This window comes from Burkholderia sp. SIMBA_062 (assembly GCF_046534765.1).
Classification (GTDB): Bacteria; Pseudomonadota; Gammaproteobacteria; order Burkholderiales; family Burkholderiaceae; genus Burkholderia; species Burkholderia ambifaria.
Map to the genome: position 1 here is coordinate 1 of NZ_JAWRYD010000477.1, position 249 is coordinate 249.

Genomic DNA, 249 nt, shown 5'->3' on the forward strand with positions numbered 1-249 from the left:
GACCGAGCCCTGGCCATTGATGCCCAGGAATGCATGCGGATTGGCCGACGACAGCACGGCGTTGATCGCGATGCTTACGTCGCCATCGGTGCCGTTCTTGAAGCCCACTGGCGTGGACAGGCCGGACGACATCTCGCGGTGCGTTTGCGATTCGGTGGTGCGCGCGCCGATCGCGGTCCAGGCGATCAGGTCGCCCAGGTATTGCGGCGAAATCGGGTCCAGCGCCTCGGTCGCGGTCGGCAAGCCCAG

Annotated in this window: 1 pseudogene; it reads right to left on the reverse strand. The window is 66.3% G+C overall.

The annotated features are described in order from the left end of the window. A pseudogene (locus SB786_RS37135) lies at positions 1-249 on the reverse strand (3-deoxy-7-phosphoheptulonate synthase); the annotation flags it as partial.